Origin of the sequence: Lentzea sp. NPDC059081, assembly GCF_042738015.1 — a bacterium.
Taxonomy (GTDB): Bacteria; Actinomycetota; Actinomycetes; order Mycobacteriales; family Pseudonocardiaceae; genus Lentzea.
In genome coordinates this window covers 35,386-56,189 of record NZ_JBHYGW010000033.1, presented here as the reverse complement: position 1 = coordinate 56,189, position 20,804 = coordinate 35,386, and the positions used below count along the sequence as shown (strand labels likewise).

The window sequence follows — 20,804 nt, the reverse complement described above, 5'->3', positions numbered from 1 at the left end:
AAGGCCCCCGCGAATGCGGAGGCCTTTCGACAAAGGGTGAGTGACGGGACTTGAACCCGCGACACCTGGGATCACAACCCAGTGCTCTGCCAGCTGAGCTACACCCACCATCACCGGCGTTCACCGGCGAGGAAAGCATAGCAACGGCAGCTACCGGAATAGAAATCAGGGGGTCACTTGACGTCCTTGAGCAGCTCAGCGGCCACGGCCTGGGCCTGCTCGCTCGTCGGCCCCGGCTGCGGCACGAACGCCGTCCGCCGGTAGTACGCGAGCTCCCGGATCGACTCGACGATGTCCGCCAGCGCCCGGTGCGCGAGGCCCTTGCCCGGCTGCGCGTAGTAGATGCGCGGGTACCAGCGCCGGCACAGCTCCTTGATCGACGACACGTCGACCATGCGGTAGTGCAGGTGCGCGTCGAGCGCCGGCATGTCGCGGGCGATGAAGCCGCGGTCGGTCGCGATGGAGTTGCCGGCCAGGGGAGCGGTCCGGGGGTCCGGCACCCACTCCTTGACGTAGGCCAGCACGGCGGCCTCCGCCTCCTCCAGCGACACCGCGGAGGCGCGCACCTCCTCGGTCAGGCCCGACTTGGCGTGCATCTCCATGACGACTTCCGGCATCGAGGCGAGCACCTCGTCGGACGCGTGGATCACGATGTCCACACCCTCGCCGAGCACGTTCAGCTCGGCGTCCGTGACCAGTGCCGCGATCTCGATCAGAGCGTCCTTGCCCAGGTCGAGTCCGGTCATCTCGCAGTCGATCCACACCAGACGATCCATCACCCCCGGAACATTACTGCGCGAGGCGTCAACTTCGAGTGGCGGCGTGCGGCAACATGGTTACGCTCCCCGTGCATGACGGCTCAGAGTGAGATCGCCGCCGGGTACGCGTCTGAGAGCGCGGCCATCGAGCTGGGCGCCGTGCTGGTCGACGGAACCGTGGAGTCGACCGCGCACGTCCGCATCCCGTTGTCCATGGTCAACCGCCACGGACTCGTCGCGGGCGCAACGGGTACGGGCAAGACGAAGACCCTCCAGCTCCTCGCCGAACAGCTGTCGGACAACGGCGTTCCGGTGCTCATGGCCGACGTGAAGGGCGACTTGTCCGGTCTGTCGCAGCAAGGCGCCGCGAGCGACCGCACGACGTCCCGCGCGAAGGACACCGGCGACGACTGGCAGCCGGGGGCGTTCCCCGTGCAGTTCCTGTCGATCGGCACCGGTGGCATCGGGGTCCCGCTGCGCGCCACCGTCACGAGCTTCGGCCCGATCCTGCTGTCGAAGGTGCTGGGCCTCAACGACACGCAGGAGTCGACGCTCGGCCTGATCTTCCACTGGGCCGACTCGAAGGGCCTGCCGCTGCTCGACACCAAGGACCTGCGCAGCGTCATCCAGCACCTCACCAGCGACGAGGGCAAGGCCGACCTCAAGGGCATCGGCGGTGTGTCGAGCTCGACGGCGGGCGTGATCCTGCGGGCGCTGGTCAACCTGGAGGCCCAGGGCGGCGACCGGTTCTTCGGCGAACCGGAGCTCGACCCTGCCGATCTCATGCGCGAACGCGACGGCAAGGGCGTCGTGAGCCTGCTGGAACTGGCCGAGCTGCAGGGCAACCCGGCGCTGTTCTCCACGTTCCTGATGTGGTTGCTGGCCGAGCTCTTCGAGACGCTGCCGGAGGAGGGCGACGTCGAGAAGCCCAAGCTCGTCTTCTTCTTCGACGAGGCGCACCTGCTGTTCGCCAACGCCTCCAAGGCGTTCCTCGACCAGATCACCCAGACCGTGAAGCTCATCCGGTCCAAGGGCATCGGCGTCTTCTTCTGCACGCAGCTGCCGACCGACATCCCGAACGACGTGCTGTCGCAGCTCGGCGCCCGCGTCCAGCACGCCCTGCGCGCGTTCACGCCGGACGACCAGAAAGCGTTGGCGCGCACGGTGAAGACGTACCCGACGACGCCGCACTACGACCTGGAGAAGGCCCTCACGTCGCTCGGCATCGGCGAGGCCGTCATCACCGTGCTGAGCGAGAAGGGCGCGCCGACGCCCGTCGCGTGGACTCGCCTGCGGGCACCGCGGTCGCTGATGGACACCATCGGCAACGACGCGATCAAACAGGCGGCGGCGACGTCAGATCTCCACGGCAAGTACGCGGAGACCATCGACCGCGAGTCGGCTTACGAGCAGCTGATGGCCAAAGTCGCGCCGTCCCAGGAAGAACACCAAGCCCCGGAAGCTCCTCCCGAGCCGAAGCGCGAGAAGGAGGAACCGGGGCTCGTCGAGAAGGTGCTCGGCAACAGCGCCGTCAAGTCGTTCCTGCGGTCAGCCGGCAGCGCCCTGGCGCGCGAGATCACGCGGGGCCTCTTCGGCACCTCGCGCAAGCGACGCTGACAGCACCGCCGCGCCGAGGCAGAGGGCGCCCGCGACGTACCAGGCCAGGTCGTAGCTGCCCAGGTGGTCGCGGGTGAGCCCGGCGGCGGACGCGGCCAGCGCGGCGCCGAGCTGGTGCGAGGCGAACACCCAGCCGAACACGACCGGACCGGACATGCCGAAGTACTGGCGGCACAACGCCACGGTCGGCGGCACGGTCGCGACCCAGTCGAGGCCGTAGAAGATGATGAACACCAGCATCGACGGGTGCGCCGACTCGCCGAACAGCTGAGGCAGCAACATCAACGACAGCCCGCGCAATGCGTAGTAGGCCGCGAGCAGCAGGCGCGAGTCGACCTTGTCGGTGAGCCAGCCGGACGCGATCGTGCCCACGATGTCGAACACGCCGACCAACGCCAGCAGCCCGGCGGCGGTCGTCGTCGGCATGCCGTGGTCGTGCGCGGCGGGGATGAAGTGCGTGCCCACCAAGCCGTTCGTGGACGCACCGCAGATCGCGAAACCACCGGCCAGCAACCAGAACGGGCGCGTCTTCGCGGCGGATCCCAGCGCGGAGAGAGCACGACGGGCCGCGCCACCGGAGGGCGGAGGGGGAGTGTCCTCGGTGGCGCCCAACGGCAGCAGGCCCACGTCCCGCGGGTACTCGCGCAGGAAGAACGCGGCCAGCGGCACGACGGCGAGCGCGGCGATGCAGATGACCAGCGACGCGGGCCGCCAGCCGTAGCTCTCGGACAGCCACGCCACCGTCGGCAGGAAGACCAGCTGCCCGGCCGCGCCACCGGCCGTCAGCACGCCCGTGACCAGGCCGCGGTGCCGCACGAACCACCGTCCGGTGATCGTCGCGACGAACGCCAGCGCCATCGACCCGGTCCCCAGGCCGACCACGACGCCCCAGAGCAGCACGAGCTGCCACGACGCGGTCATGAACACCGTCAGCCCGCTGCCGATCGCGACCATCGTCAGCGCGAAGGTCACCACGACCCGCACGCCGAACCGGTCCATCAGCGCGGCCGCGAACGGCGCGGTCAGCCCGAACAGCAACAGGTTGATCGAGATGGCGAGCGAGATCGTGCCGGTCGTCCAGCCGAACTCCGCCCGCAGCGGCTCGATCAACGCACTCGGCGCCGCCCGGAACGACGCCGCGCCCACCAGGGCGATGAAGGACACACCCGCGACCACCCAGGCCCAATGGAGTCTCACGCCGACAAGGTTCGGCGATGGCCGATCCGCGAACCAGTGGCCGAGAAGCCAACATGTGAAAGAATCGGGCCATGGCCCATCGGATCGCCGTGCTGGCGCTGGAGACGTCGATCGCCTTCGACCTCGGCACCGCCACGCACATCTTCGGACAACTGCCGGAGCAGTACGAGCTGCTCGTGTGCTCGCCGGGCGGCGCCAAGGTCGCCACCAGCGGCGGGTTCTCGATCGCGCCGGACCACGGCCTGGAGGTGCTCCGCGACGCCGACACGGTCCTGGTACCGGGCACCCGCTACCCGCTCGCACGGCACGAGGGCAGGCTGGAGCCGGCCGTGTTCGAGGCGCTCACCACCACGAGGGCGAAGAGGGTCATGTCGATCTGCACCGGCGCGTTCGTGCTGGGCGCCGCCGGGATCCTCGACGGCAGGCCCGCCACCACGCACTGGAGCGCCACCGACGCGTTCGGCGCGCTCTTCCCGCGCGTGCGGCTCAGCCCGGACGTGCTGTTCGTCGACGACGGCGACGTGCTGACCTCGGCCGGCGTCGCGGCCGGCATCGACCTCTGCCTGCACGTGATCAGGTCCGACCACGGCAGCGACGTCGCCAACCGGGTCGCCCGCTACTGCGTCGTCCCGGCGTGGCGGCAGGGCGGCCAGTCGCAGTTCGTCGACCGCCCGGTGCCGAGCTACCCGGACACGTCCACGGCGCTCGCCCGCGAGTGGGCGTTGGAGCGGCTCCAGGAACCGCTCGACCTCGCCGCGATGGCCGCGCAGGTGCGGATGAGCGTGCGCACGTTCACCCGCCGGTTCCGCGCGGAGACCGGCATGTCGCCCGGCCAGTGGCTGACCCAGCAGCGCGTCGAGCGCGCCCGGCACCTGCTGGAGTCCACGGACCTGCCGATCGACCAGGTCGCGAACCACTCCGGCTTCGGCACGGGCGCGGCGCTGCGGCAGCAGCTGGCGGCGTCGATCGGGGTGTCCCCGAGCGCCTACCGCCAGACCTTCCGCACTGCCTAGGAACCGGAACGGTCCTCAGAGGACTCGACCAGGAACGGGCGCAGCAGGTCCGGCACCGCCGCGTCGGCCAGCGCCAACCCGTCCGCCTCACCGACGTCGGTGACGTGGTAGACACCCGCGCCCGCCGCCGTCGTGGCGCCGATCGTCATCAACCCGCTGCGGCGCTGGAAGAACGACCGCCGGATGCGCCAGCCGATGATGCCGGTGCGCTGCAACGCGACCGTGCTGCGCACCAGGGAGTTGTTGCGCGTCACCAGGTAGCGGTCGTCGAGCGCGTTGCCGAGCGAGCGGTAGTTGTCCCAGCCGACCAGCGCGGCGAACGGGATGATCGCCGCCGGGATCGGCCACGCCCACGACGGCGCCCAGATCGCGAGGCCCGCGGCGATCACGGCCCACGGCACCACGTGCCGGACGACGCTGCGGCGCAGAGCGGCGAACGGGTGCTTGCGCAGCGTGCGGGTGGTCGGGTCGTCGTCGACCTTCAGCACGTCGCGCGAGACCTGGTGCGCCACCGACAGCGGCGCGGGCGGCAGCAGCAGGTTGCTCTCGCCCTTCGAGCCCAGACCCGTCGTCACCGCAACGGTTTTCGCGCCCTTGCCCGCGCGCACCAGCAGCGGTTCCTGGATGTCGACACCGCGCAGCCGTTGTTCCTCCACGGACACGGACCGGGTGGTGAGCAGGCCGCGCTGCACGCGCAGGGTCCCGTCCGGCTCGCGGGTCAGCCGGTAGTTCCAGAACTGCAGGACGTAGAGCGGCACCGAGAGCACGAGCCCGGCGACGACGAGACCGAGCACGAACGTGCCGATCAGCGTCACGTTCGGGCGGTCGAAGAGCCACTCGAACAGGTCCTGCACCGGGTGCAGGCCGACGTCGTCCGCGTAGTTGGACAGCACGCCGAACAGCGCGCCGATCGCGACCAGGCCGGATAACGACAGGGGCGCGTACCTCAGCCACTTCAGGTCGAGCTGCGAGATGACCTCGGACCGCGGCACCGGTTCCGCGTCCGTCGCACCCGCGCCGGTCGCCTGCCGGGGAGCGTTGCCCTTCTGCAGCAACAACACGCGCAGCCGTTCGGCTTCCTCCTTCGTCACGGCGTCGAGCGTCAGGCCGTCCGTGCCGGGGGTGTCCTGCTGGCCCGTGCCGATCCGCACCGCCGACAGGCCGAACAGGCGGTGGCCCGGCTTGGAGGTGAGGTCGACCGTCCTGATGCGATCGCGCGGCACCGCGAGCTGCTTACGCGTCAGCAACCCCGTGTGCAGCTCTACCTGGTCGTCGGTGATGCGGTACTTGGTGGTGCGCCAGAGGAAGTAGCTGACCGCGAGGATCACCGCGACCGTGGCGCCGCCGCCGATGAGCCGCCAACGCTCGCCGTTGCTCGTGAAGACCAGGACGAGGATCGGCACCAGCAACGCGATGGTCTCGTTGAGCGGCCGCACGATGAGCATCCGCACGTGCAGGCGGTGCCACTCCGGCAGCGGCTCGGTGATCTCCGGCGCCGCGGGCAGCCCGGTGGGCATCCCAGCGGACATCCCAGTGGACATCCCGGTGGGCATCTCGGCGGGCGTCTCCGGTGACGTGGTCACGTGGCATCACCCGGAGTGGCCTGCGTGGTGTTCGTCAGCTCCACCACGAGCCGCTGCGCGACCTCGTGGTCCAGGCCCTCGATCTCCACCGGGCCCGCCGCCGACGCCGTCGTCACGGTGACCGTCGAGAGACCCAGGATCTGCTGGAACGGCCCGCGCTTGGTGTCGATGGTCTGGATCCGCGAGACCGGTGCGACTCTCCACTCCTGGTTCAGCCAGCCGGAGAGCGTGTAGACGGCGTCCGGCGTCGTCTCCCAGCGGTGCACCCGGTAGCGCCAGCTCGGCTCGACCGCGGTGTGCACGACGCCGACCACGCCCGTGGCGACCAGCAGCGCGAGCTCCCAGGTGGGAGGCGTGCTCACCACCAGGAACACGACCAGCTGCGGCACGAACAGCACGAGCCAGAACGCGGCGGCCTGCATCGTCCACAGCAGGACGGACTTCGGGCTCACCTGGTGACGAGGCGTGCGCAGTTGCAGAGTCACCCCTCAAGGGTGCACCACCGGCAGCGGGTGGTGTGGTCAGGTGTGTCAATTGGCGTGCCGGGGTGGTCCCGCGTGCGAGGGAGGCGGGACCACCACGGCCGGCCGTCAGGGCTGCACGACGTACGGTGGGGTGAAGTTGTCGGGCTCGCCGGCCGACGCCGTGCCGCCGAGCGCCATCAGTGCCCCGATGCTGAGTACCACGGCGGCGATTGTGCGAGCGATAGTGTTCAACTTCATTGAGGTGCTCCGTTCCGATAGGTGGCGGCCGTGGATGAGGGCAGGAAGTCGTTGACGAGGTTCGGCGCACGCCTGCGGTCGGCCCGGTTGCAACGCGGTCTGTCGCAAAAGGACCTCGCCTGCCCCGGCGTGTCGATGAGCTACGTGTCCCGCCTCGAGTCCGGCGAACGGGTGCCGTCGCCCGCGGTCGTCCGCAGGCTCGCCGAGGTGCTCGACGTCGACCCGTCCGAGCTGACGGCCGACGAGGACCGCACCGCGATGCAGGACGAGGCGCTGGGGTGGTGCGATGCGTTGCTCGCCTACCACGACGGGGACTTCGTGACGACCGTGGACCTGTTGGAGGCGCTGGGAAAGCGGCCGGACGAGGAGATGTTCGGCTGGTGCGTGCGCTGGACGCGTCTCGTGGTGCTGGCGAGGCAGCGCGACCACGAGGGTCTGCTGTCGGCCGCGGTGAAGCTGCGCAAGTCGTGGTCTCCCGGTCCGGCGGTGGACGCCCTCGTGGAGATCTTGCGCGCATCCTCGCTGCGCCGCCTCGGCCGGACGGCCGAATCCGTGCGGGCCGCGAACGAGGCCGTCGCACTGTCCACCGGTGACGGTGACCGGGTGCGCCGCGTCCACACCCGCGCGCTCATCTCGTTGTGCGCCGAGCTGTCCGCCGCCGGCCGTCTCGCCGACGCCGAGCAGGTCGTCGACCGGCTTTCCGCGCGCCTGCCCGAGCTCGGCCGCGACCGGCTCGCGATCTCCACGTGGTGGGTCCGCGCGAAGGTCGCTGACCGCCTGGGCGACCGGACCGAGGCCGCGCACTGCATCCGCGAGGCCGTCCTGCTGCTCGACGACTTCGACGGTGATCCCGAGTACCGGTGCCGGGTCCGGCTCGCCGGAGCGTCCATCGGGCTGCGCACGCCCGGCGCGAACCTCTGCGACGTCGTCGCGTTGCTCGACGCGGTGGAGACGACCGCCGCGGCGTTGCACCGGCCGGAGAGTCTGCTCGCGCACGTCCGCGCGCTGCGGGCCGAGCTGGCGTTGCGCGAGGGCGAGGTCGACAAGGCCCGTGATCTCGCGGAGAGCGCGATCGCCACAGGGCTGCTCGACGCCGAACAGCAGCTGCGGTGCCACCTGCTGCTCGTGCGGGCGGCGGACGAGGTCGACCCGGACGGCGGTGGCGAGGCGCGCACCGCTCTCGCCGCGTTGCTGGAGCACGTCAACCCCGAGGGCGTCGATCCGCTGCTGTGGCGAGACGTGGCACGTGTCGCACTGCGCAAGCACTGACCCCGGCAGCGGGCGACGTTGCCCCGTCATGACCGCCCCTAGCTCGTCGACCGGACACTTCGTGAACGGAGCATGACACAGACTCCTCACCTGTGACATCACCCAATTCACCCCAGTGCCACGGGGTGGAACGCCCAATAACAGGTGGTACCCGGTGCAGGGCAAGCAGCCGAACGGGGGAGAGCCGGCGGCCTGGACGGACCAGTTGTCAACAGGATGCCAATGGATGCCAGCCGCGGCCGGGTCCTACCGCTCCGCGCGGAGCTGCCGCTTGACCACCTTTCCGGCGGCGTTGCGGGGCAGCTCGTCGAGGAAGAAGACGTCGCGGGGCACGGAGAACCGCGCGAGGTGCGCCCGCACGTGGTCGCGGACCCCCTCCGCCGTCAGGGTTTCCGAGCCGACGACGAACGCGGCGAGGCGCTGGCCGAACTGCTCGTCCGGCACGCCCGTCACCGCGACCTCCGTGACGCCGTCCAGAGTGGAGAGCAGGTCCTCGACCTCGCGCGGGTAGACGTTCTCGCCGCCGGACACGATCATCTCGTCGTCGCGGCCCGCCACGAACAGCAGACCGTCCTTGACGTAACCGAGGTCCCCGGTGGACATGAGGCCGTTCAACGACTCCTTGCTGGTGCCGTTGGTGTACCCGTCGAACAGCATCTCGTTGCCGACGAAGATCCGCCCGGTCTCGCCGGGCGCCACGGGTTTCCCGTGTTCGTCCACAATGGCCAGTCGGGTGCCGAGCGGCGGTTTGCCCGCGGTGCCGGGCTCCCGGAGCATCTCCTCCGGTGTGGCGATGCTCGCCCAGCTCACCTCCGTCGACCCGTAGAGGTTGTAGAGGACCGGGCCGAACTCCCGCAGGGTGCGGGTGGCGACGTTCGGGGGCAGCGCCGACCCGCTGGAGGCGATCACCCGAAGCTTCGGCCGGTGCGGGGTCTCCAGCATGCGTTGCAGCATCACGGGAACCACGAACATCGCGTCGCACCGCTCGGCGTCCCGCAGGGCCTGCGCCGGGTCGAACTTCTTGCGCAGCACCAGGGTGGCGCCGAGCACGAGCCCGAGCTGGAAGGCGGCGAGGCCCCACGCGTGGAAGAGCGGTGAGGTGATCGAGACGACGTCGCCGTGCCGCAGCGGGATCCGCGACAGCAGCGCGGCGGCCGGGGCCAGGCTCGCGGGTTCCGGCCGGCGGGCGCCCTTCGGCGTGCCGGTGGTGCCGGAGGTGAGGATGATCAGCCTGCCGCGCCGGGGCCTGCGGGGGAGCGGCGTGCGGGGTCCGTTGATGACCAGCGACTCGAGCTCGTCGGTGAAGTACGCGGGGACGTCGGGCAGGACGTCGGTGAACTCGCGGTCGGCGACGATCCGGTCGAGCTCCTGGTCCTGCGCCACCTGGGCCAGCTGTCCCGCGCTCAGGCTCGTGTTGAGCAGGACGGCGTCGGCGCCGATCTTCGTGCAGGCGGTCATCGTCTCGACGAACGCGCGGCCGTTGCGGCACAGCAGTCCGACGCGTTCCTTCGTGCGGAAGGCGTGCGCGAGCCGGCTGGTGCGCTCGTCGACCTCCGCGTACGTGAGCACGCCGTCGTCGTCGATGATCGCCGCGCGGTCCGGGTGCCGGCCGGCACCGGTCTGGTACCCCCATGCGAGGGTGATGTCCCACTGCACGTACCCGCGCACGGTCCCGGAGAGCCCGCGCGGGCCCAGCGGCCGGATCACTCCGGCTTTGACCAGGGTCAGCAGCACGCGGGTCAGCATGGGACCCACTCTGCCATTTACCTACTCGTGAGTAGGTAGTGCTGTGGTGGCGGTCACATGTCCGTGTTGGACGCGCTCACGACGGCGTCGCGCAGGGCCGCGCGCAGGCGGCCGACCTCCAGCGGTGTCAGAACGGCTGCTTCTCCCGGCGGCACGGTGATCACGATGTGCCCCTGGCTGACGAACACCGTCATGTCCCGTCGGCGCGAAGCGATGTCGCGGCAGCTCACCTGCCACTCCTCTTTGGCTCCCACGGGGTGGTTCCTCCAGCTCACTCGGGGCGCCGGTGCGGCGCTCACTCCCATTAGACGTGATCGACAGCGCCTCATGACGACGAATCCGCGTTCTCCGTCGGGCGACCACGCCGGGCTGCGGTCAGCGTCGGACGCGATCCCACGGTCGTGGACTCCGAGGGAGCGGTCCGCACCTACGACCGGTTGTTGCTCGCGACGGGCTCGCGTCCGCGCGTCCTGCCGGAGGCGCGGGGGCACGTCCTGCGCACGGTCGACGACGCGCTCGCGTTGAGGTCGGCGTTCGGCGAGGGCAAGCACGTCGTGGTCGTCGGCGCCGGCTGGATCGGCTGCGAGGTGGCCGCCGCGGCCCGCGCGCACGGCTGCCGCGTGACGGTCGTCGACCCGTTGCTGCAGCCGCTCGTGCGCGTGCTGGGTGCGGAGATGGGCGCGATGTTCCGTGGTCTGCACGAGGAGCACGGCGTCGAGTTCCGGCTGGGCGCGGGCGTGCGGGGCTTCAGGGCACGGACATCGCGGGCTCGATGCTCGGGTTCGACGAGCAGTACGCCAAGTCGCCGTACTTCTTCACCGACCAGTACGACCTGGGCATGGAGTACTGCGGCCTCGCCAACTCCGACGACGAGCTGGTCGTGCGCGGCGACCTGGCCGCACGGGAGTTCATCGCGTTCTGGCTGCGCGACTCCGACCTGGGGTCGCTGGTCTAGATGCAGGACCCGTGCACGGGGGCTTCACCGTCGGACAGGCTGGTCAGCGCCTTGCGGATGATCACCATCTCCTCGTCGGTGAACCGCGCGCGGTAGGTGCGTTCGACCTCGGCGAGCGCCAGTCCGACCTTCTGCTGCAGCTCGACGCCGTCCTCGGTGATCACCGGTGTGCGCACCCTGCGGTCGTTCGGGTCGGGAACGCGCTGGATCAGTCCGGAGCGCTCGAGCTTGTCCAGCTCGCTCGTCAGCGTGGTCTTGTCGAGGCCGAGCATGGCGCCGAGCTTGAGCTGGGTGCGCTGGACCTCCTCGTTCGCGAGGGCCTGGAGGATCAGCTGGCCGCGCACGGTGATCCCGTACTTCGAGATCTCCTCGGCGAACGACGACCCGACGCGCTGGGCCGCCCGGTGCAGCAGCCAGTTGAAGTCCCACTTCTCCGCACAGGCGTTGTGCAGCGACCGCTCCTCCATGTGTTCCATCCTACATCCCGGAAGAGATGTTCTCGACTAAGAACGTCTTGACTCGGAAGTTCTTCACTCGTATGTTCCGAGTATGACCAATCTGCTGCACATCGACTCCAGCATCCGCATCGAGGGCTCGGTGACCCGCGAGGTCACCCGTGCGTTCGCCGACGCCTGGCGGTCGGCCAACCCCGAGGGCGGCTACGCCTACCGCGACGTCAACGCGGACCGGATCCCGCACGTCGACGGCACACCGCAGGACGTCACGGCCGGCCTGGTCGCCGAGCTCAGGGCCGCCGACGTGATCCTCATCGGCGCGCCGATGTACAACTTCTCGATCCCGTCGACGCTCAAGGCGTGGATCGACCAGATCGCCACCAGGGAGTTCTTCCCGCGCGAGGACGGCACGTTCGAGCTGGGCGGCAAGCGGGTCGTCGTCGTGACGGCGCGCGGTGGTTCGTACAAGCCGGGCACGCCGCGCGAGGGCTTCGACTTCCAGGAGCCGTACCTGCGGGCCGTGTTCTCGATGATCGGCCTGGACCACGACCTCGAGTTCGTGCACGCCGAGCTGACCCTCGCCGACGTCAACCCGCAGCTGCACCAGTTCCGCGAGCTCGCGGTCGAGTCGCTCGCCGACGCCCACCGCGTGGTCAAGGAGCTGGCGTCCGCCTAGGGTCGGTCGTGTGATCGACAAGGTGGCTTGGATCTATCTCAAGGACGGCCGTGTGCTGGGCACCCGGTCGAGGGGCAAGGACACGTACTACCTGCCCGGCGGCAAGCGCGAGCAGGGGGAGTCCGACGTCGAGACGCTCGTGCGCGAGATCCGCGAGGAGCTGTCCGTCGAGATCGACGCCGCCTCGGCGGAGCACGTGGGCACGTTCGAGGCGCAGGCGCACGGCCACACGTCGGGGGTGACCGTGCGGATGACCTGCTACACCGCCTCGTTCGAGGGGGAACCGGTGGCGTCGGCCGAGATCGAGGAGCTGGCCTGGCTCACCACCGCCGACGCGGACCGGATCTCACCGGTCGACCGGATCATCTTCGCCCACCTGAAGGACGCCGGGGTGCTGAGCTGACGTGCGCGGACCGCGGCCGCGGACGTTCGTCACCAGCGCCACCACGCCCGTCAGCACCGCGATGACCACGTAGATCGCCTCGAAGCTCAGCCGCGCGACCAGTGCGGCGCCCGCGGCCAGCCCGATCGGCACGGCGCCGAAGACGATGCTGACCGCGGTCGCGCTGACCTGGCCCAGCACCGCTCGCGGGGTGCGTTGCTGGACCAGCGTGACGACGGCGACCACGGCCCACGCCAGGCCGACGCCCTGGACGAACCCGGCCACGAGCACGGCGGGCAGCCACGCCGTCGTCCGCAGCACCGCTGCCACCGCCACCAGCACGAGTCCGGCGGTGACGCTCGCACGCCTGCCGGCGAAACCTGCGAGCACCGACCCGGCACCTTGGACGGCCAGCAGCACGCCGAGGAACTCCGGGCTGCGGTGCAGGCCGTCGTCGACCAGCGCGAACGACGCCGCCGTGTGCAGCGAACTCGCGAACAACGCCGTCGCCGCGCCCGCGATCGGCCAGGCCAGCGCTCGGACGTGCGGCAGGCTCGGGGTCGCCCGCGGCGATGGCGCGGGTTCGTCGACGCGCACCATCGACGTCGCCGCGGCGGCCAGTACGAGCGCCACCGCGTCGATCGTCACCACCGGCCACGAGCCGTACGCCGCGAACAGCGCCGCGCCCGCCAGCGGTGCCACGAGCTTCACGCCCTCCTGCAGCGACATGCGCAGGCCGTTGACCCTCGCGAGCCGGTCCGGTGGGAGCAACGCCACGAGCAGCGCCGGTTCGGCCGCGCTGACCAGCACCGCCTTCGTGCCGTAGACCAGCAGGACCGCGAAGATCACCCACAGCTCGTCGGTGACCAGCAGCACCGCCAGCACCGCGGCCATGACGAGGTCGGTGCAGATCAGCAGGGGTCTCTTGCGGTACGAGTCGGCGAAGCGGCCTACCCACGGCGACAGCACGCCCGGCGCGTAGACGCACAGCAGAGCCAGCGTCGCCAGCGTGTCGCTCCCCGTCAGCGACTTCACCCACACGCCCGCGACCAGCATCATCGCGCTCGTCCCGAAGAACGACAGCACGAGACCGGCGAAGTACCACCGCACCACGTCGCACCCCCAGATACGACAAGGGGAGGCGAGCAGCGCTCTCCTCCCACTTCAACATATAGCGCACCCATGGGCTTGCGGCAAGACCCCGGTCATCCCTCATCATTTCCCGGCCAACGTCATCTACCTGGGGAAATGGGGATCACTCCATGATCGACGTCATCATCGCCGGCGGTGGACCGACCGGCATGATGCTCGCTGGCGAACTGCGGCTCCACGGTGTGGGCGTGGTGCTGCTCGAACGGGATCACGAACCGACGAAGGTCGTGCGCGCGCTGGGCCTGCACGCGCGCAGCCTCGAGATCCTGGACCAACGGGGTCTCGCGGACCGGTTCTTCCCGCTCGGCACGACGCACCCGCTCGCGGGGTTCTTCGCGGGCATCGAACGGCCAGCGCCGGAACGCCTGGACACCAAGTACCCGTTCGTCTTCTCGATGCCGCAGCCGGTCACCGAACGTCTGCTCGCCGAGCACGCCGTGGAGCTCGGTGCCGACATCCGGCGCGGTCAGACCGTCACCGCGTTCAACCAGGACGACGAGGGCGTGACCGTCGAATTGGCCGGTGGCACGTCGTTGCGCGCGAGGTACCTCGTCGGCTGCGATGGCGGCCGTAGCACCGTGCGCAAGCTCGCAGGGATCGACTTCCCCGGCGAACCCACGCGCGTGGAGACGCTTCTCGGCGAGATGGAGATCGGCATCCCGTGGGAGGAAGCGATGCCGTTGATGCTGGAGATCCGCAAGACGCAGAAGCGGTTCGGCATCGGCCCGATCGGCGGCTCCGCGACGTACCGGGTCGTCGTGCCGGCCGAAGGTGTGTCCGAGGACCGTTCAGTCATGCCGACGCTCGACGACTTCAAGGAGCAGCTGCGGCGGGTCGCGGGCTCGGACTTCGGCGTGCACTCGGCGCGGTGGATGTCGCGGTTCGGCGATGCCACCCGGCAGGCGGAGCGCTACCGGTCGGGCAGGGTGTTCCTCGCGGGCGACGCCGCGCACATCCACCCGCCGACCGGTGGGCAGGGGCTCAACCTGGGCGTGCAGGACGCGTTCAACCTCGGCTGGAAGCTCGCGGCCGCGGTGCACGGGTGGGCGCCGGCCGGTCTGCTCGACACCTACGAGGCCGAACGGCACCCGGTGGCCGAGGAGGTGCTCAGCAACACCCGTGCGCAGATCGAGCTGATGAAGGTCGAGCCGGGACCGCGGTCCGTCCGGCGGCTGCTCACCGAGCTCGTCGCGTTCGAGGAGGTCAACCGGTACCTGATCGAGAAGATCATCGCCGTGCGGATCCGGTACGACCTCGGGTCCGGTGACGACCTGGTGGGACGGCGGATCGGAGACCTCGCGCTGAAGCGGGGCGGCCTCTACGGGCAGATGCACGCGGGTCGCGGCGTCCTGCTCGACCAGACCGGGGCGTTGTCCGTCGCGGGCTGGGCGGGTCGTGTCGACCACGTCGTCGACGTGAGCGAGGAGCTCGACGCGCCCGCCGTGCTGCTGCGTCCGGACGGGCACGTGGCGTGGGCCGGCGACGACCAGCAGTCGTTGGAGGCGGAGCTCGCGCGCTGGTTCGGGGCTGCCTCTTGAGTGACGAGTCCGAGGTCACCCGTTCGGGTGCGCGGGACGCTTTGTCACACTGTTCGGCGTGTCCGAGCCGATGACAGCCGTGCTGCTGCGCGCAGCCGAGCTCACCGCCTCGGGGAAGCCGCGGCAGGCGATCGACCTGCTGCGGCCCCTCGTGGCGGCGAACCCTCGGCACGCCGAGGCGTGGTGCCGGCTCGCGGCCGCCCACCTCGACCTGGGCGAGGCGGGCGAGGCGCTCGACTCCGCGAAGCGCGCGATGATCCTCGACGGCGAGCCCGCCTGGCCGCAGCGGCTGGCGGCGCTCGCGTTGAGCGACCTGGGCCGGCACCAGGAGGCGGCGGTGTCGGCGCGCGAGTCCGTGCGCCGCAAGCCCGGCGACTGGCGCGGGTACGTCGTGCTGGCCGAGGTGCTCGCCGACGCGCAGAACGGCGCCGTCGAGGCGTTCGACTCGGCCCTGCACGCCTCTCAGCTCGCGCCGACCGAGGCGCGGGCGTTCCAGGTGCTGGGCGACGCGGCGCTGCGGATGCGCGACTGGGGCACCGCCGAGCACGCCTACCGCACGGCGATCAAGCTCGACCCGTCCGACGCGGACTCCAAGACCAACCTCGCGACCGTGCAACGCCGCCGTGCCACCAAGCCGCCCGCACCGACGCAGCTGAACAAGGCGCAGGTGTGGCGAGCGCTGCGCATGCTGTCGTTGCTGCTCGTCGGCGGCGGTTTGCTCGCCCTGGTCGCCGGCATGCCGCGCCCCACGCCCTACCTGGGGTTCTTCACCGGCGCGCTGGTGCTGTGCTGCCTGGTCGTGGCGATGCGGCTGCGTCCGTTCAAGATGCTCTTCGGCCTGCGCAAGCTCGCGGTGACGGTGTCGCTGCTGGCCGCGTCGGCGCTGGTCCTGGTCGGCTGGACGGTCGCGTTGCTGTTCGGCGCCACCACGATGCAGCCGCTTGTGCTTTCCTGGTTGTGCGCTGTCGTGGGGGGAGCGCTCGTCTACGTGGGTGGAGGCAGGAGGCGGTGATGCGTCGCAACGCGGTCGCGCTCGCCTTCCTGCTGTTCCTCGGTCAGCTCCTCGTCGTCGCCGCCCCCGCCGAACCGGCGCTGGGCGAGGGCTCGGTCGTCCGGCTCGGCCACGACGTCGCGAACCTGCCGGTCACCGCCCCCAGACCGCACAACCACCACGCCGCTCAGGTACCGCAGTCGCAGGTGCCGATGGACGTGCCGCCCGTCGCGAAGCCCGCGATGCCGTTGCGGTTCCTGGTCTCCTTCGCCCGCCGCGTGCACCGCACGCCCGAGGGCGTCCGCTGGACCCCGCAGCGGGATCGCTCGCCGCCTTCCGGTCGCTGAATCCCCTTTCTCAGCAACCAACTTTCTCTTCCGGAAGGCTCACTCACCCATGCCGCGCGACACCGCGCGACAGGGCTTGCTCGTGCGTGGTCTGATAGCGCTCGGGGTCCTCGTCGCATCCGCATTCCTGCTGCTCACCACCGATCCCCGCCTCGGCCTCGACCTGCGGGGCGGAACCCAGATCGTCCTGGAGGCCAAGGGCGACTCCGACGCCGCCGACCGGTCGCTGGAGGTCCTGCGCCGCCGCGTCGACGCGTTGGGCGTCGCCGAACCGGTCATCGCCCGCTCCGGCGAGAACCGCATCGTCGTCGAACTGCCCGGAGTCCAGGACCCCGAGGAGGCCGTGAAGGTCCTCGGCCGCACCGCGCAGCTGACCGTGCAGCGCAACGGCCAGACCGTCATGACCGGCGAGGGCATCTCGGACGCCACCGCCGTCCGCAACCAGCAGGGCGCGGGCTTCGTGGTCAACATCCAGTTCCAGGGCGACGCGCCGTCGACGTGGCAGAAGGTCACCGGCGAGGCGGCCTGCGAACCGTCCGGCACGCCCGGCCGCCAGATCGCGTTCGTGCTGGACGGCGCCCCCATCTCATCGCCGGAGGTCAGCCTGGACACGCCGTGCGGCGCGGGTCAGGCCGGCGGTGCCACGACGATCACCGGCCGCTTCGGCCAGGAGGAGGCCAAGGAGCTCGCCCTGGTCATCCGCTCCGGCGCGTTGCCCGTGCCGGTCGAGGTGATCGAACAGCGCACCGTCGGCGCGACCCTGGGCGCGGAGGCGATCGAGGCCAGCGCCCAGGCTGCGATCATCGGCATCGCCCTGACCTCGGTGTTCCTGGTCTTCGCGTACCGGCTGGCCGGGTTCCTGGCCGTCGTGGCGCTGGTCGGCTACGCGGGCGTCGCCTACGCCGGCCTGCTCGCGGTGGGGGCGACGCTGACCTTGCCGGGCCTGGCCGGCTTCGTGCTGGCGATCGGCATGGCGGTCGACGCGAACGTCCTGATCTTCGAGCGAGCCCGTGAGGAGTTCGCGCGCAAACCCAACCTCCGGCGCGCCTCGGAGAACGGCTTCCGCGGGGCGTTGAGCGCGATCGCCGACTCGAACGTGACGACCCTGCTCGCCGCCGGTCTGCTGTTCTGGCTGGCCACGGGCCCGGTGCGCGGGTTCGGCGTCACGCTGACCATCGGTGTGCTGGCGTCGATGTTCAGCGCCCTGGTGCTGTCGCGCGTGCTGGTGGTGTGGGCCATGGGCACGCGTTTCGTCGCTAAGCGTCCTCGACTGAGCGGCCTGCACACGCTGGGCTTCGTCCGCCAACGGCTGTCCGTCGTCCTGTACCGGCGACCGTCCCGGTGGCTGCTCACCGCCGGCGTGCTGGTGCTCGTGGCGTTCGCCGGGCTGTTCGTGCGCGGCTTGAACCTGGGCGTCGAGTTCACCGGCGGCCGCATGCTCGACTTCACCGCGGGCGGCTCCGTCGACGCCGGCCGAGTGCGTTCCGCTTTGGCCGACGCGGGCTTCTCGGACGTGGTCGTGTCATCGTCCGGGACCGAGGTCTCCCTGCGCACCGGCCCGATCGACGACGCCACGTCGTCCCGCATCGGCGAGGTCGTGTCGTCCGCCGTCGACGGCGGCGCCCGGCAGTCGAGCAACGAGCTGATCGGCCCGTCGCTGTCGTCTGAACTGCGCCGTAACGCCGTGATCGGCTTGGCCATCGCCGTGGCGGCCCAGCTCGGCTACCTGGCTGTGCGCTTCGACTGGCGCCTCGGCCTCGCCACGGTCGCCGCCCTGGTCAGCGACGTGCTGGTGCTGATCGGCCTGTTCGCCTGGATGGGCAAGACCGCGGACGGCGTCTTCCTGGCCGCCCTGCTGACCGTGATCGGCTACTCGGTGAACGACTCGGTGGTCGTCTTCGACCGCCTGCGCGAGCTGCGCGGGTCCCGGCTCAAGGCCTCGTACCAGGACGTGGTGTCGGACGCGGTCGTGCAGACCGTGCCCCGCACCGTGAACACGGGCATCGGCGTGCTCTTCGTGCTCGCCGCCCTGCTGGTCCTGGGCGACGGCTCACTGGCCGACTTCGCCGTCGCACTGCTGATCGGCCTGGTGGCGGGCACGGCGTCCACAGTGGTCACCGCGGCACCGATCGCGATCTGGCTGGAGTCGCGGTGGCCGCGGAAAGCAGTGTCGAAGAAGCGCGTCACGGGAGCGCGGGTCTAGCTTGTCCGCGGAGACGGCGTTTGCGCTGTCGTTGAGCGACACGCCCAACGTGTCGTTCTCGATGGGCAGCGGGATCACGCTGATCACGCCGGACGCCGAGGCCGAGGTCGCCGGGCTGGTGGCGAAGGGGGTGACGGTGAAGGGCGAGCCGGAGACGATGCCCTGGGGCGACCGGGCCACGTGGTTCAGCGACCCGTTCGGCAACGAGTTCTTCCTCGTTCAGCTCGCTTCGTAGCAGAGTAGGCGGCATGACCAACTTCGCCGCGTACCAGAACGAGATCTACCTGCAGGGGCTCGGCGGCACCGTGCCGCCGTTCACCACCGACCCGAACGCGCTGGAGCAGTCCGCGCGCGACCGGCTCGGACCGGGGCCGTTCTGGTACGTGGCGGGAGGCGCGGGGTCGGGGGCCACCGTGCGGGCGAACCGCGACGCGTTCGAGCGCGTGCAGCTCGTGCCGCGGATGCTGACGAACGCGACCGAGCGGCACCTCGGGGTGAGCGTGCTGGGCACGGAGCTGCCGGCGCCCGTGATGCTCGCACCTGTTGGCGTGCAGTCGATCCTGCACCCGGACGGGGAGCTGGCGACCGCGCGGGCGGCGGCGGAGCTCGGGGTGCCGATGGTGTTGTCGACCGCCTCGTCGCACACCATCGAGGAGGTCGCGGAGGCGTCCGGCGACGGGCCGCGGTGGTACCAGCTCTACTGGCCGAACGACCCCGAGGTCTGCGTCTCGTTGCTGGAGCGGGCGAAGAAGGCCGGGTACACGGCGTTGGTCGTCACGCTCGACACGTGGACGCTGGCCTGGCGGCCGCACGACCTCGACCAGGGCTACCTGCCGTTCCTGCGCGGCATCGGTACGGCGATCCCGTTCAGCGACCCGGCTTTCCGGGCCGGGCTGCAGAAGGCGCCGGAGGAGGACCTGCCGATGGCGATCCTGCGGTGGGTGGGGATGTTCACCGGCACCGACAAGTCGTGGGACCAGCTGGCGTTCCTGCGCGAGCACTGGGACGGGCCGATCGTCCTCAAAGGAATCCAGCACGCGGACGACGCGCGCAAGGCCGTCGAGTTCGGAATGGACGGTGTCGTCGTGTCCAACCACGGCGGGCGGCAGGTCGACGGCGCGGTCGGGTCGCTGGACGCGTTGCCGGCGATCGTCGAAGCGGTGGGGGAGCAGGTCGACGTGCTGTTCGACTCCGGCATCCGCACGGGCGCGGACATCGTGAAGGCGCTGGCGCTCGGTGCCAAGGCCGTGATGGTCGGGCGGCCGTTCGCGTACGGGCTGGCGCACGGCGGGCAGGTCGGCGTGAAGCACGTGCTGCGGAGCCTGCTCGCGGACTTCGACCTCACGCTCGGCCTCTCGGGACACCGCAGCCCGGCCGAGCTGGGCCCGGACGCGCTGCGGTTCTCCTGAGAGCTACGGCATGGTCGCGGTCATCCGCGCCAGCGTGCCGAAGTCGGCTGGCTGCACTCGCAGCCAGCCGTCGCTCTTGGCGGCGAGGTAGCGCCCGCTCGGCGTGTCGATGAACGTGAGCGGGGTGACGCAGCGCTGCTTGCGGCCGAGGTGGTCGCGCTTGGCCGAGTAGACCTGGCCACCGCCGGTGCGCGGCTGGCCCATGATCTCCCGGAGCTGCGCGACCAGCTGGTCGTTCGGCGTGCTCTGCGGACGGCTCTGCTGCATGAACGAGCCGGTGTCCTCGTAGCGCGGCTGCTGCTTCGGCTTCAGCGCGTCCTCGGGCAGCGTGATCGGGTTGCCCTTGCCCGCCGGCGTGGGCGGCAGGGCGCCGACCAGTGCCTGCGGCGCCTCGTCCGGGCGGACCGGTTCGAGCACGAACTGCTTGTCCGCCGTGAGCAGGATCCGCAGCGCGTCCTGGCCGTTCGTGACGACCAGCACGCTCTGCTGCGGCCCGTCCTTCAGGCTGAAGTAGGCCCAGTACTCGACGCCCGCCTCGACGACGAGCTTGAGCGCGTTGGCGAGGTCCGGGTGGACCTGCCCGCCGCGCGCGAGCCCGTACTGCTCGAGCTGGGCCCACGCCGAGCGCGACAGCCGTTCGAGCTCGCTCACGTCGCCCGACTCGAGGCGGTCGGAGTCGAAGTCGACCTGGGTGAGCAACGCGCGGTGCAGACTCGGCAGACCGACGGCCTGCCAAGCCTGGTAGAGCGCCGTGACGCCGATGGCGACCTTGCTGCGAAGCACGTTCTCCC

21 protein-coding genes, 1 tRNA gene and 1 pseudogene are annotated in these 20,804 nt (G+C 70.6%); 13 read left to right on the top strand and 10 right to left on the bottom strand.

The annotated features are described in order from the left end of the window. Window positions 1-35 precede the first annotated feature (35 nt). A tRNA-His gene (locus ACFWV3_RS39970) sits at window positions 36-108 on the bottom strand. 65 nt (window positions 109-173) lie between these two features. After that, window positions 174-779 (bottom strand): oligoribonuclease, encoded by a 606-nt coding sequence (orn, locus tag ACFWV3_RS39965; protein ID WP_382419144.1) that lies wholly within the window; start codon window positions 777-779, stop codon window positions 174-176. Between the two features lie 72 nt (window positions 780-851). Between orn and ACFWV3_RS39960 the strand changes: the two genes are divergently transcribed. Further along, the gene (locus ACFWV3_RS39960) at window positions 852-2,375 is read left to right on the top strand and encodes a helicase HerA-like domain-containing protein (RefSeq protein ID WP_382419143.1); all 1,524 of its coding nucleotides are present in this window, start codon (window positions 852-854) and stop codon (window positions 2,373-2,375) included. Here the strand turns inward: ACFWV3_RS39960 and ACFWV3_RS39955 are convergent. Then, complete coding sequence (locus ACFWV3_RS39955; RefSeq protein ID WP_382419142.1) at window positions 2,307-3,572, bottom strand: MFS transporter; 1,266 nt, start codon at window positions 3,570-3,572, stop codon at window positions 2,307-2,309. The genes ACFWV3_RS39960 and ACFWV3_RS39955 overlap by 69 nt on opposite strands. 71 nt (window positions 3,573-3,643) lie before the next feature. Between ACFWV3_RS39955 and ACFWV3_RS39950 the strand changes: the two genes are divergently transcribed. Beyond that, entirely contained in the window at window positions 3,644-4,585 is a 942-nt protein-coding gene (locus ACFWV3_RS39950) for a GlxA family transcriptional regulator (RefSeq protein ID WP_382419141.1), read from the top strand. Here ACFWV3_RS39950 and ACFWV3_RS39945 read toward each other — a convergent pair. Further along, on the bottom strand, window positions 4,582-6,168 hold the full coding sequence (locus ACFWV3_RS39945) for a PH domain-containing protein (protein WP_382419140.1): 1,587 nt from the start codon (window positions 6,166-6,168) through the stop codon (window positions 4,582-4,584). The two genes, ACFWV3_RS39950 and ACFWV3_RS39945, sit on opposite strands and share 4 nt — an antisense overlap. Beyond that, on the bottom strand, window positions 6,165-6,647 hold the full coding sequence (locus ACFWV3_RS39940) for a PH domain-containing protein (protein WP_382419162.1): 483 nt from the start codon (window positions 6,645-6,647) through the stop codon (window positions 6,165-6,167). Before ACFWV3_RS39940 ends, ACFWV3_RS39945 begins: the two co-directional genes overlap by 4 nt. A gap of 273 nt (window positions 6,648-6,920) precedes the next feature. On the opposite strand from ACFWV3_RS39940, the gene ACFWV3_RS39935 reads away from it, so the two are divergent. After that, the gene (locus ACFWV3_RS39935; RefSeq protein WP_382419139.1) at window positions 6,921-8,159 is read left to right on the top strand and encodes a helix-turn-helix domain-containing protein; all 1,239 of its coding nucleotides are present in this window, start codon (window positions 6,921-6,923) and stop codon (window positions 8,157-8,159) included. 246 nt (window positions 8,160-8,405) lie between these two features. On the opposite strand, the gene ACFWV3_RS39930 is transcribed toward ACFWV3_RS39935, so the two are convergent. Both ACFWV3_RS39930 and ACFWV3_RS39925 read right to left on the bottom strand, forming a co-directional pair. After that, entirely contained in the window at window positions 8,406-9,905 is a 1,500-nt protein-coding gene (locus ACFWV3_RS39930; RefSeq protein WP_382419138.1) for an AMP-binding protein, read from the bottom strand. Between the two features lie 53 nt (window positions 9,906-9,958). Then, a complete protein-coding gene (locus ACFWV3_RS39925; protein ID WP_090010112.1) occupies window positions 9,959-10,159 on the bottom strand; it encodes a hypothetical protein in 201 nt (66 codons plus the stop codon). 147 nt (window positions 10,160-10,306) lie between these two features. Here ACFWV3_RS39925 and ACFWV3_RS39920 point away from each other — a divergent pair. Together ACFWV3_RS39920 and ACFWV3_RS39915 are read left to right on the top strand one after the other, a co-directional pair. Further along, a pseudogene (locus ACFWV3_RS39920) lies at window positions 10,307-10,609 on the top strand (FAD-dependent oxidoreductase); the annotation flags it as partial. Between the two features lie 68 nt (window positions 10,610-10,677). Continuing rightward, window positions 10,678-10,860, top strand: coding sequence for an oxidoreductase C-terminal domain-containing protein (locus tag ACFWV3_RS39915; protein ID WP_382419137.1), 183 nt, complete (start codon window positions 10,678-10,680; stop codon window positions 10,858-10,860). Here the strand turns inward: ACFWV3_RS39915 and ACFWV3_RS39910 are convergent. Continuing rightward, on the bottom strand, window positions 10,857-11,327 hold the full coding sequence (locus ACFWV3_RS39910) for a MarR family winged helix-turn-helix transcriptional regulator (RefSeq protein WP_382419136.1): 471 nt from the start codon (window positions 11,325-11,327) through the stop codon (window positions 10,857-10,859). The two genes, ACFWV3_RS39915 and ACFWV3_RS39910, sit on opposite strands and share 4 nt — an antisense overlap. Before the next feature lie 82 nt (window positions 11,328-11,409). Here ACFWV3_RS39910 and ACFWV3_RS39905 point away from each other — a divergent pair, with 82 nt between their 5' ends. Together ACFWV3_RS39905 and ACFWV3_RS39900 are read left to right on the top strand one after the other, a co-directional pair. Further along, window positions 11,410-11,991 (top strand): FMN-dependent NADH-azoreductase, encoded by a 582-nt coding sequence (locus ACFWV3_RS39905; protein ID WP_382419135.1) that lies wholly within the window; start codon window positions 11,410-11,412, stop codon window positions 11,989-11,991. 10 nt (window positions 11,992-12,001) lie between these two features. After that, the gene (locus ACFWV3_RS39900; protein ID WP_382419134.1) at window positions 12,002-12,394 is read left to right on the top strand and encodes an NUDIX domain-containing protein; all 393 of its coding nucleotides are present in this window, start codon (window positions 12,002-12,004) and stop codon (window positions 12,392-12,394) included. Here the strand turns inward: ACFWV3_RS39900 and ACFWV3_RS39895 are convergent. After that, complete coding sequence (locus tag ACFWV3_RS39895) at window positions 12,338-13,483, bottom strand: MFS transporter (RefSeq protein ID WP_382419133.1); 1,146 nt, start codon at window positions 13,481-13,483, stop codon at window positions 12,338-12,340. The two genes, ACFWV3_RS39900 and ACFWV3_RS39895, sit on opposite strands and share 57 nt — an antisense overlap. A gap of 152 nt (window positions 13,484-13,635) precedes the next feature. Between ACFWV3_RS39895 and rox the strand changes: the two genes are divergently transcribed. The 6 genes from rox (at window position 13,636) to ACFWV3_RS39865 (ending at window position 20,013) form a co-directional block, all read left to right on the top strand. Continuing rightward, complete coding sequence (rox, locus tag ACFWV3_RS39890; protein WP_382419132.1) at window positions 13,636-15,063, top strand: rifampin monooxygenase; 1,428 nt, start codon at window positions 13,636-13,638, stop codon at window positions 15,061-15,063. Window positions 15,064-15,121: 58 nt separating this feature from the next. Continuing rightward, entirely contained in the window at window positions 15,122-16,075 is a 954-nt protein-coding gene (locus ACFWV3_RS39885) for a tetratricopeptide repeat protein (RefSeq protein WP_382419131.1), read from the top strand. Beyond that, window positions 16,075-16,401, top strand: coding sequence for a hypothetical protein (locus tag ACFWV3_RS39880; protein WP_382419130.1), 327 nt, complete (start codon window positions 16,075-16,077; stop codon window positions 16,399-16,401). Before ACFWV3_RS39885 ends, ACFWV3_RS39880 begins: the two co-directional genes overlap by 1 nt. 82 nt (window positions 16,402-16,483) lie before the next feature. Next, on the top strand, window positions 16,484-18,604 hold the full coding sequence (gene secD, locus ACFWV3_RS39875) for a protein translocase subunit SecD (protein WP_382419129.1): 2,121 nt from the start codon (window positions 16,484-16,486) through the stop codon (window positions 18,602-18,604). 1 nt (window position 18,605) lies between these two features. Next, complete coding sequence (locus tag ACFWV3_RS39870) at window positions 18,606-18,839, top strand: VOC family protein (RefSeq protein WP_382419128.1); 234 nt, start codon at window positions 18,606-18,608, stop codon at window positions 18,837-18,839. 13 nt (window positions 18,840-18,852) lie between these two features. Then, window positions 18,853-20,013 carry a lactate 2-monooxygenase gene (locus ACFWV3_RS39865; RefSeq protein ID WP_382419127.1) on the top strand — a complete coding sequence of 387 codons (1,161 nt, stop codon included), beginning with the start codon at window positions 18,853-18,855 and terminating at the stop codon, window positions 20,011-20,013. Between the two features lie 3 nt (window positions 20,014-20,016). Here ACFWV3_RS39865 and ACFWV3_RS39860 read toward each other — a convergent pair whose 3' ends face one another. Next, on the bottom strand, window positions 20,017-20,796 hold the full coding sequence (locus tag ACFWV3_RS39860) for an ESX secretion-associated protein EspG (protein ID WP_382419126.1): 780 nt from the start codon (window positions 20,794-20,796) through the stop codon (window positions 20,017-20,019). Between the last annotated feature and the right edge of the window lie 8 nt (window positions 20,797-20,804).

Excerpts from the sequence above, each read along its gene's own strand:
- rox (WP_382419132.1), top strand. The coding sequence starts at position 13,636 with ATGATCGACGTCATCATCGCCGGCGGTGGACCGACCGGCATGATGCTC.
- ACFWV3_RS39915 (WP_382419137.1), top strand. The coding sequence starts at position 10,678 with ATGCTCGGGTTCGACGAGCAGTACGCCAAGTCGCCGTACTTCTTCACC.
- ACFWV3_RS39910 (WP_382419136.1), bottom strand. The coding sequence starts at position 11,327 with ATGGAGGAGCGGTCGCTGCACAACGCCTGTGCGGAGAAGTGGGACTTC.
- ACFWV3_RS39950 (WP_382419141.1), top strand. The coding sequence starts at position 3,644 with ATGGCCCATCGGATCGCCGTGCTGGCGCTGGAGACGTCGATCGCCTTC.
- ACFWV3_RS39960 (WP_382419143.1), top strand. The coding sequence starts at position 852 with ATGACGGCTCAGAGTGAGATCGCCGCCGGGTACGCGTCTGAGAGCGCG.
- ACFWV3_RS39930 (WP_382419138.1), bottom strand. The coding sequence starts at position 9,905 with ATGCTGACCCGCGTGCTGCTGACCCTGGTCAAAGCCGGAGTGATCCGG.
- ACFWV3_RS39880 (WP_382419130.1), top strand. The coding sequence starts at position 16,075 with ATGCGTCGCAACGCGGTCGCGCTCGCCTTCCTGCTGTTCCTCGGTCAG.
- ACFWV3_RS39905 (WP_382419135.1), top strand. The coding sequence starts at position 11,410 with ATGACCAATCTGCTGCACATCGACTCCAGCATCCGCATCGAGGGCTCG.
- ACFWV3_RS39865 (WP_382419127.1), top strand. The coding sequence starts at position 18,853 with ATGACCAACTTCGCCGCGTACCAGAACGAGATCTACCTGCAGGGGCTC.